Origin of the sequence: Streptomyces sp. NPDC051104, assembly GCF_040682835.1 — a bacterium.
Lineage (GTDB): Bacteria > Actinomycetota > Actinomycetes > Streptomycetales > Streptomycetaceae > Streptomyces > Streptomyces cynarae.
In genome coordinates this window covers 20,967-28,260 of the sequence record NZ_JBFBBS010000058.1, presented here as the reverse complement: position 1 = coordinate 28,260, position 7,294 = coordinate 20,967, and the positions used below count along the sequence as shown (strand labels likewise).

The window sequence follows — 7,294 nt, the reverse complement described above, 5'->3', positions numbered from 1 at the left end:
GGGGGTGGGGGTCCCCCCCTGCTCGAGCGAAGCCGAGAGCTTGGGGGAGTGCCGGGCGTCGCGACGGGGCGAACGTTGCCTGTTGCGGCACTAGGTCGACTTCATCCGCGATCCATGCGGCCACGAGGCTGACACGCCGTCACGCCCAGACGTCTTCCTTCGTGGAGCACTTCGACCACGAACCCTTCACCACGCACACCCACATCAGGTAGTGGTTGCCCTCGGGAAGGTCGCCCGAAGTCGTGTCCTGGTACTTGGCGCTGTGCCCACGGGTGGTCGCGGTCCGTCCCGTGCTCAGGTGAGCCTCGATGCCGTAGCCGTCCGCCAGGTTGTCGTACGCCACCAGGGTGTCCCCGGGTTCACCGCTCGTGCCCGGGTCGGCCCACCAGCCGCCCCACCCCGCGAGACGGCCCTCCATGGAGTCGTTGAAGACGTTGATGTAGGTGTCGCTTCCCATGCGCTGGAGCTCGAAATGGAAGCTGTCCTCCGCGGCCGAGGCCGGTCCCGCCCCCGCCGCCAACAGGCCGGCAGTGAGCGCGGCAGCCCCCGTCATCGCCGCCAGGCGCGCCTTGATGTTCGGCACGTGATCCCCCTGTCCACGGTCTTGGCATGCTCCTGACTAGGATGGTGATCACGATCCTCTCCCAGACGTTGCCCCTCCGCAACTTAAAATCTTTTACGCGTTGTTGGTCAGGATCGGCAGCCAGTGGTGATCCGGTTGCACGGGGAACGGACCCTGCGGCTCGTGGAAGCCGAGGCCGCCTGAGCGAGCCGGAGCCCGTCCGAAAAATGTTCGACTTCCGCGCGACGGACGGCCCGTACCTCCCCGTAGAGCAGACGAAGGCACCACCCGTACCGCCCCGCACGACCGTCCTTCGTCCGACTCGCGAACCCTCGAGGTACTTGTGGCTCTCTTCTCCGTGCTCCGTCGTCACCGCCACCCGCGGTCGCAGTTGCCCGTCGCCGTGGGATTGGCGGCTCTCCTGGCCGGCGCCCTGCCCGGCGTGTCGGCCGACGCCGCCACTCCACCCTCCGGATCGGTCAGCGACACAGCGCCCTCCACCACATGGAGCGGCGGCCCCTTCGCCGTCCCGAACGTCTCCGGCACCACGGGCACCGTCAGCTGCGGCGACCCGCAGCTGTGCGACGACTACGCGCTGAAGGTGACGGTGCCCACCGGCTACGACACCGGTCACAGCCTGCGCATCGACATCAAGTGGCCCGACACCGCCGCCGACTTCGACCTGTACGTCCTCGACCCGAACGGTCACGTCGTGGCCGCCTCGGCCTCCAGCAGCGACCCCGAGACGGTACTGCTCCCGGCGGTGACGGCGTCGTACACCGTGCGCGTGGTGCCGTACGCACCGCTCGGCGACAGCTTCACCGGCACCGCGAGCCTGGTCACCGACCCGGCCGATCCGCCGCCGAGTACGGCGACCCCGCCGACGTACGCCAACTCCTCGGCACCGGACAGCATCGCGGACGCGCACAACGCCGGTGAACCCTCGATCGGTGCCGACCGCGCGACCGGCGCCGCGATGTTCCAGGCCTACACCTCGACACTCAAGGTCACCTACGACAGCTCCGGCACCGCCACCTGGCAGGACAAGAGCGCGAACGCGGCGGGCGGCTGCCCCCAGGGCAGCCTCACCAGTCTCGACCCGATCCTGTTCACCGACCCGGCCACCCATCGGACCTTCGAGTCGCAGCTCGCCGGCAAGACCGCCCTGACCTGCTACACAGACGACGACGGCGAGACGTGGACGCCGACGGGCGGCTCGGGCATCAACTCCGGAGTGGACCACCAGACCATCGGCGGCGGCCCCTTCGCGCCGGGCAGTCCTGGCGCCCTCACGTCGTACCCCGACGCCGTCTACTACTGCTCCCAGGACATCGCCGACGCCTCCTGCGCGGTCAGCCGGGACGGCGGTCTGACGTACGGGCCCGCCGTCCCGATGTACTCGCTGCTGGACTGCGGCGGACTGCACGGGCATGTGAAGGTCGCCCCGGACGGCACGGTCTACGTGCCCAACAAGGGCTGCGGCGGCAACCAGGCCGTGGCCGTGTCCGAGGACAACGGGCTGACGTGGACCGTTCGCAAGAACCCCTCCAGCACCCCCGGTGACTCCGACCCGAGCGTGGGAGTCGGCGCCGGCGGGTCCGTCTACATGGGCTACCAGAACAGCGACGGCACCGCGCGGATCGCCGTCAGCCACGACAAGGGCAGGACGTGGCTGTACGACCAGAACGTCGGCGCGGCCCTCGGCATCAAGAACATCGTCTTCCCGGCCGTGACCGCGGGCGACGACAACCGCGCCGCCTTCGCCTTCCTGGGCACCACCACCGGGGGCGACTACCAGGACGCGGCCGGTTTCAAGGGCGTCTGGCACCTGTACGTGGCCACCACCTACGACGGCGGCCAGTCCTGGGTCACCGTCGACGCCACCCCCACCGACCCGGTCCAGAAGGGGTCCATCTGCACCGGCGGCACCACCTGCGGCCAGGACCGCAACCTCCTGGACTTCATCGACGTCACCCTCGACGCCCAGGGCCGCGTGCTCGTCGCCTACGCCGACGGCTGCACCGGCACCTGCGCCACCGGAGGCGCGCAGAACTACGACGCGCTGGCGTCCATCGCCCGCCAGGCCTCAGGGAACACGCTGTACGGCGCGTACGACGCCGTGGTCGCCGGCAAGCACAAGAAGACCAAGGGGTGAAGCCGTTCCCGCCGGCCGCCGCACTGGCCGGCTGCGTCCTCGCCCTGGCGGCCGTCACCGGCTGCTGGGCCACGAGTCAGCGAGCAGGCCGGGCGGCCGAGGAGGCGTCCGCCGCTCCGGCGCCCGCCGGCTGCCCCACCGCCGCCTCACTTCCGCTGCCCAAGGAGTTTCCGGCCGACCTGCCGGTGCCCGAGGGCGCGGTCGTGACCTCGGTGGAGCACCGCACCGGCGACCGGCTGGTCGTGTCCACCGTCGTACGCGGCGGCTTCGGCTCCGCGCTCGCCTTCCTGCAGAAACAGCTCCCCAAGGCCGGATACGCGCTGAAGGAGGGCGAGGTGGAGGAGGACGACGCCGAGTCGAACTTCTCCTCCCGGACGGTGGAGGGCCGCTGGACTCTTCGGACGATGCCCGACTGCGCGGGAGGTGTGTACCTGACGTACCTGACGTCCGCCGCCTCCTGACCAGGCGGGACCGTGAGTGGCCACCACCGGTGGCCACTCGCACTGGTTACCCTTCCTGGATGACGACTCCAGACTTCGCCGCGTACATCGCGTCCCTCCCCCGTGTCCTGTCCGGCGCGGCCGCCCTCTTCCGCGACGCCGGCGGGCGGGTGCTGCTCGTCGAGCCCAACTACCGTGAGGGGTGGGCGCTCCCGGGCGGCACGATCGAGTCGGACGACGGCGAGACCCCGCGTCAGGGTGCGCGCCGCGAGACGCTGGAGGAGATCGGCCTCGACCGCGAGCTGGGCCGGCTGCTCGCGGTCGACTGGGTGCACGGAACGGGACGCCCGCCGCTGGTCGCCTACCTGTACGACGGCGGGATCCTCGGTGAGGACGACTTCAAGGCGATCCGGCTGCAGGAGGAGGAGCTGCTGTCCTGGCGCCTGGTGCCGCGTGAGGAACTCACCGACTACCTGCCGGGTGCCCTCGGCCGCCGCGTGCTCGCCGCCCTCGACGTGCTGGCGGACGGCGCGGGCACGGCGGAGCTGGAGAACGGCCACCGGGTCGGCAGATCCGGCCGAGCTCGAGCGGATAGAGATGCATGAATAAGTCATATAAAAGGATGATGCTTCCTTAGTTACGGCGTGTCCGGCATTTGCGCCGATTTGCCCGACATTACGCTCCCGCTGGTGATCACCGCCGTGGAGAGGAAATGTCGTGCCCCTTGAGCCCGAACACAGCCGGCGGTCGGCTGCCAAGTCCGAGCCCGCACCCTCGAGGTCCCGTGCCGGCAGGCGCCTGGCACGGCTGGGGACCGCCGTCGTGGCGGGCTCCCTGCTCACCGGGCTGAGTCCCGTGGCGTCCGGTGCGCGGCCGGCTGCTGCCGCGGCGGCGAACCACGACGACCCGACTACCTGGTCGCCCACACGATGCTGCCGACGAGACCGGGCCGACCGTCGCGACGCTGAACATGTCCCGGTGAATCCATCGGACACATGCGTCCGTCGGTCGTGGCGGAACCCAGCGCGCCGCCGACCGACGGAGACGGGCTCCGTCGCGATACCCGTTCGCTCCGAGGTGGCAGGCGTCCTACGCTCGGCCTATGAACAGGCCTCTCGTCGCCGTCCTCAGCGGCGCCGGTATCTCCACCGATTCCGGGATCCCCGACTATCGCGGGCCGAACGGGCTGTGGCGACGGGACCCCGAGGCCGAGAAGCTCGTGACGTACCAGTACTACATGAGCGATCCGGAGATCCGGCGGCGCTCGTGGCAGATGCGGCGGCAGAACCAGGCCCTGAACGCCGAGCCGAACGCCGCGCACCGGGCCGTGGCCGAGCTGGAGCGGTCCGGGGTGCCCGTGCGGGTGATCACGCAGAACGTGGACGGGCTGCACCAGCTCGCCGGGGTGCCCGCCCGCAAGGTGCTCGAACTGCACGGCACCGCCCGCAGCGTGGTCTGCACGAGGTGCCGTGCACGCGGCCCGATGGAGGACGCGCTGGCCCGGGTCGAGGCCGGAGAGGACGACCCGCCGTGCCTGGAGTGCGGCGGGATCCTCAAGTCGGCGACCGTGATGTTCGGTGAGCGGCTGGACCCGGAGGTGCTGGGCGAGGCCGTGGCGATCACCAAGGCGTGCACGGTGTTCATCGCGGTCGGCAGCAGCCTCCAAGTCGAGCCCGCCGCCGGCCTCGCGGGCCTGGCCGCCGACCACGGCGCACGGCTGATCATCGTCAACGCCGAGCCGACGCCGTACGACGACCGGGCCGACGAGGTCGTACGGGAGCCGATCGGCACCACGCTGCCCGCTCTGCTGCGCAGTCTCCGGGAGGGGTAGGCAGCCCTAGTGCCGCAACAGGCAACGTTCGCCCCGTCGCGACGCCCGGCACTCCCCCAAGCTCTCGGCTTCGCTCGAGCAGGGGGGACCCCCACCCCCAAGCTCTTCGAGCAGGGGGCACCCCCACTCGCCGCACCGGCCGAAAGCCCAAGTACATCCAGTACGAGGACTTCCGTCCGGCACTCCCCCAAGCTCTTCGAGCAGGGGGTACCCCCAGAGCACGCACCGGACACCGCTCCTTGACGGGCAAACGTTGCCTGCCGCGGCACTAGAACAACGCCGATCCCCGTTCGAACTCCAGCAGCCGGCGCTTGCGGTCCAGTCCGCCGCCGTAGCCCGTCAGGCCGCCGCTCGCGCCGATGACTCGGTGGCAGGGGACGATGATGCCGATGGGGTTCCTGCCGTTGGCCAGGCCCACCGCGCGGGAGGCGCCGGGATTGCCGAGGGCGTCGGCCAGTTGGCCGTAGGAGCGGGTCTCGCCGTAGGGGATGCGGCGCAGCTGGTCCCAGACTCCGCGCTGGAACGAAGTGCCGTTCAGACGCAGTTCGAGGGCGAACTCCTTCAAGTCGCCCGCGAAGTACGCCTCCAGCTGCTCCTCCGCCTCGGCGAATGCGGCCTCCCCCCGCTCACCGAAGGTCTCCTCCGACGGGCGGTGGCGCTGGTCGGTCATGTAGAGGCCGCACAGGACGCCGTCGTCGGCGACGAGGGTGAGGGGGCCGTAGGGGCTGTCGATGATCGTGTGCTGCTTCACTGTGTGTCCTTATACCGGAAGGAAGTTGATCGGGTGGCTGTCCGTCGCCCACAGGTACTGGACCGCGTACGCCCGCCACGGCCGCCAGGCCGCCGCGCGTGCGGTGAGTGCCGCCGGGGTCGACGGCAGGCCGAGTTCCTGTGCGGCGCGCCTGATGCCGAGGTCGGTGGGCAGGAAGGCGTCTGGGTCGCCGAGGGCGCGCATGGCGATCACGTCGACCGTCCAGGGGCCGAAGCCGGGGAGTGCGAGCAACCGGGCGCGGGTCTCCTCCCAGTCGCTCTCGACGCCCAGGTGGATGGATCGCTCGGCGAGTCGACGGACGAGGGTCGTGAAGGTCGTCCGGCGGGTGCGGGGCATCGCCAGCGACTCGGGGTCGAGTGCGGCGAGGGCCTCCGGTGCCGGGAAGAGGTGGGTGAGGCCGCCTTCGGGGTCCTCGACGGCCTCGCCGTGCGCGGTGACCAGGCGGGCCGCGTGGGTGCGTGCGGCAGCCGTGGAGACCTGCTGGCCGAGGACGGCCCGTAGGGCGAACTCGGCCTCGTCCACGGTGCGCGGCACCCGGCGGCCGGGGGCCTTGTCGACGAGGGGCGCCAGCACCGGGTCCGTGCGCAGCTGGTCGTCCACGGCGACCGGGTCGGCGTCCAGGTCGAGCATGCGGCGGCAGCGGCTGATGGCGACGGCCAGGTCGCGCATGTCGCTGAGGCTGAGGCGGCAGGCGATGTGGTCGGGCCGCGGGGTCAGCGCCACGATGCCGTGTCCGTACGGAAGCCGGAGCGTGCGCCGGTACGCGCCGATGGGGGTACCTCCCACGTCGTCAAGGCTGTGGGGGAGCCATTCCTCCACGCCGGGTACGGCGGTGGCGGCGAGGTGACCGAAGAGGTTGTCGGGATTGAGCGGGGCGCGGAACGGCAGCCTGAGGCCGAGGACGCCCGGTGCGGCCACCGTCTGCCGGGGCAGACGGGCGCGCAGCTCGCTCGGGGAGAGCGCGAAGACCTCGCGGACGGTGTCGTTGAAGGTGCGGATCGAGGAGAACCCGGCCGCGAACGCGATCTCCGCCATCGGCAGCCCGGTCGTCTCGATGAGCAGCCGGGCGGTCTGGGCGCGCTGCGCCCGGGCGAGCGCGAGCGGCCCGGCGCCGAGTTCGGCGAGGAGCTGGCGCTCGATCTGGCGGGTGCTGTACCCGAGGCGGGCGGCGAGGCCGGGCACGCCCTCGCGGTCCACGACGCCGTCGCCGATCAGCCGCATGGCGCGGGCGACGAGGTCGGCGCGCTGGTTCCATTCGGGGGAGCCGGGGCTGGTGTCCGGGCGGCACCGCTTGCAGGCCCGGAACCCGGCCTGCTGGCAGGCGGCGGCGCTCGGGTAGAACGTCATGTTCGCCGGTTTGGGCGGTACCGCCGGGCAGCTGGGGCGGCAGTAGATCCGCGTGGTCAGGACCGCTGTGTAGAACCAGCCGTCGAAGCGCGCGTCCTTGGACTGGACGGCGCGCACACAGCGCTCCCGGTCGGTGTGCATCGCGTTCCGCATGCCTCAAGCATCGGGCACCGGAGCGCGCCGGGCT

7 protein-coding genes are annotated in these 7,294 nt (G+C 71.3%); 4 read left to right on the top strand and 3 right to left on the bottom strand.

Annotated elements, in window-relative coordinates; translation table 11 throughout:
- Positions 1-139: 139 nt before the first annotated feature.
- Entirely contained in the window at positions 140-583 is a 444-nt protein-coding gene (locus AB0N14_RS36645) for a hypothetical protein (protein ID WP_366030033.1), read from the bottom strand.
- A gap of 382 nt (positions 584-965) precedes the next feature.
- Here AB0N14_RS36645 and AB0N14_RS36640 point away from each other — a divergent pair, with 382 nt between their 5' ends.
- The 4 genes from AB0N14_RS36640 (at position 966) to AB0N14_RS36625 (ending at position 4,988) form a co-directional block, all read left to right on the top strand.
- Positions 966-2,717, top strand: coding sequence for a sialidase family protein (locus AB0N14_RS36640; protein WP_366030032.1), 1,752 nt, complete (start codon positions 966-968; stop codon positions 2,715-2,717).
- Positions 2,714-3,178, top strand: a complete 465-nt coding sequence (locus AB0N14_RS36635; RefSeq protein WP_366030031.1) for a hypothetical protein — start codon at positions 2,714-2,716, stop codon at positions 3,176-3,178. Before AB0N14_RS36640 ends, AB0N14_RS36635 begins: the two co-directional genes overlap by 4 nt.
- Positions 3,179-3,237: 59 nt before the next feature.
- Positions 3,238-3,762 carry an NUDIX hydrolase gene (locus AB0N14_RS36630; protein WP_366030030.1) on the top strand — a complete coding sequence of 175 codons (525 nt, stop codon included), beginning with the start codon at positions 3,238-3,240 and terminating at the stop codon, positions 3,760-3,762.
- A 497-nt stretch (positions 3,763-4,259) separates the two neighbouring features.
- Positions 4,260-4,988 carry a Sir2 family NAD-dependent protein deacetylase gene (locus AB0N14_RS36625; protein ID WP_366030029.1) on the top strand — a complete coding sequence of 243 codons (729 nt, stop codon included), beginning with the start codon at positions 4,260-4,262 and terminating at the stop codon, positions 4,986-4,988.
- Between the two features lie 268 nt (positions 4,989-5,256).
- Here the strand turns inward: AB0N14_RS36625 and AB0N14_RS36620 are convergent, their stop codons facing one another.
- Together AB0N14_RS36620 and AB0N14_RS36615 are read right to left on the bottom strand one after the other, a co-directional pair.
- The gene (locus AB0N14_RS36620) at positions 5,257-5,739 is read right to left on the bottom strand and encodes a methylated-DNA--[protein]-cysteine S-methyltransferase (RefSeq protein ID WP_366030028.1); all 483 of its coding nucleotides are present in this window, start codon (positions 5,737-5,739) and stop codon (positions 5,257-5,259) included.
- A gap of 9 nt (positions 5,740-5,748) precedes the next feature.
- Positions 5,749-7,260: an AlkA N-terminal domain-containing protein gene (locus tag AB0N14_RS36615; RefSeq protein ID WP_366030027.1), complete on the bottom strand. Its 1,512-nt coding sequence runs from the start codon at positions 7,258-7,260 to the stop codon at positions 5,749-5,751.
- Positions 7,261-7,294 lie beyond the last annotated feature (34 nt).

Excerpts from the sequence above, each read along its gene's own strand:
- AB0N14_RS36630 (WP_366030030.1), top strand. The coding sequence starts at position 3,238 with ATGACGACTCCAGACTTCGCCGCGTACATCGCGTCCCTCCCCCGTGTC.
- AB0N14_RS36625 (WP_366030029.1), top strand. The coding sequence starts at position 4,260 with ATGAACAGGCCTCTCGTCGCCGTCCTCAGCGGCGCCGGTATCTCCACC.
- AB0N14_RS36615 (WP_366030027.1), bottom strand. The coding sequence starts at position 7,260 with ATGCGGAACGCGATGCACACCGACCGGGAGCGCTGTGTGCGCGCCGTC.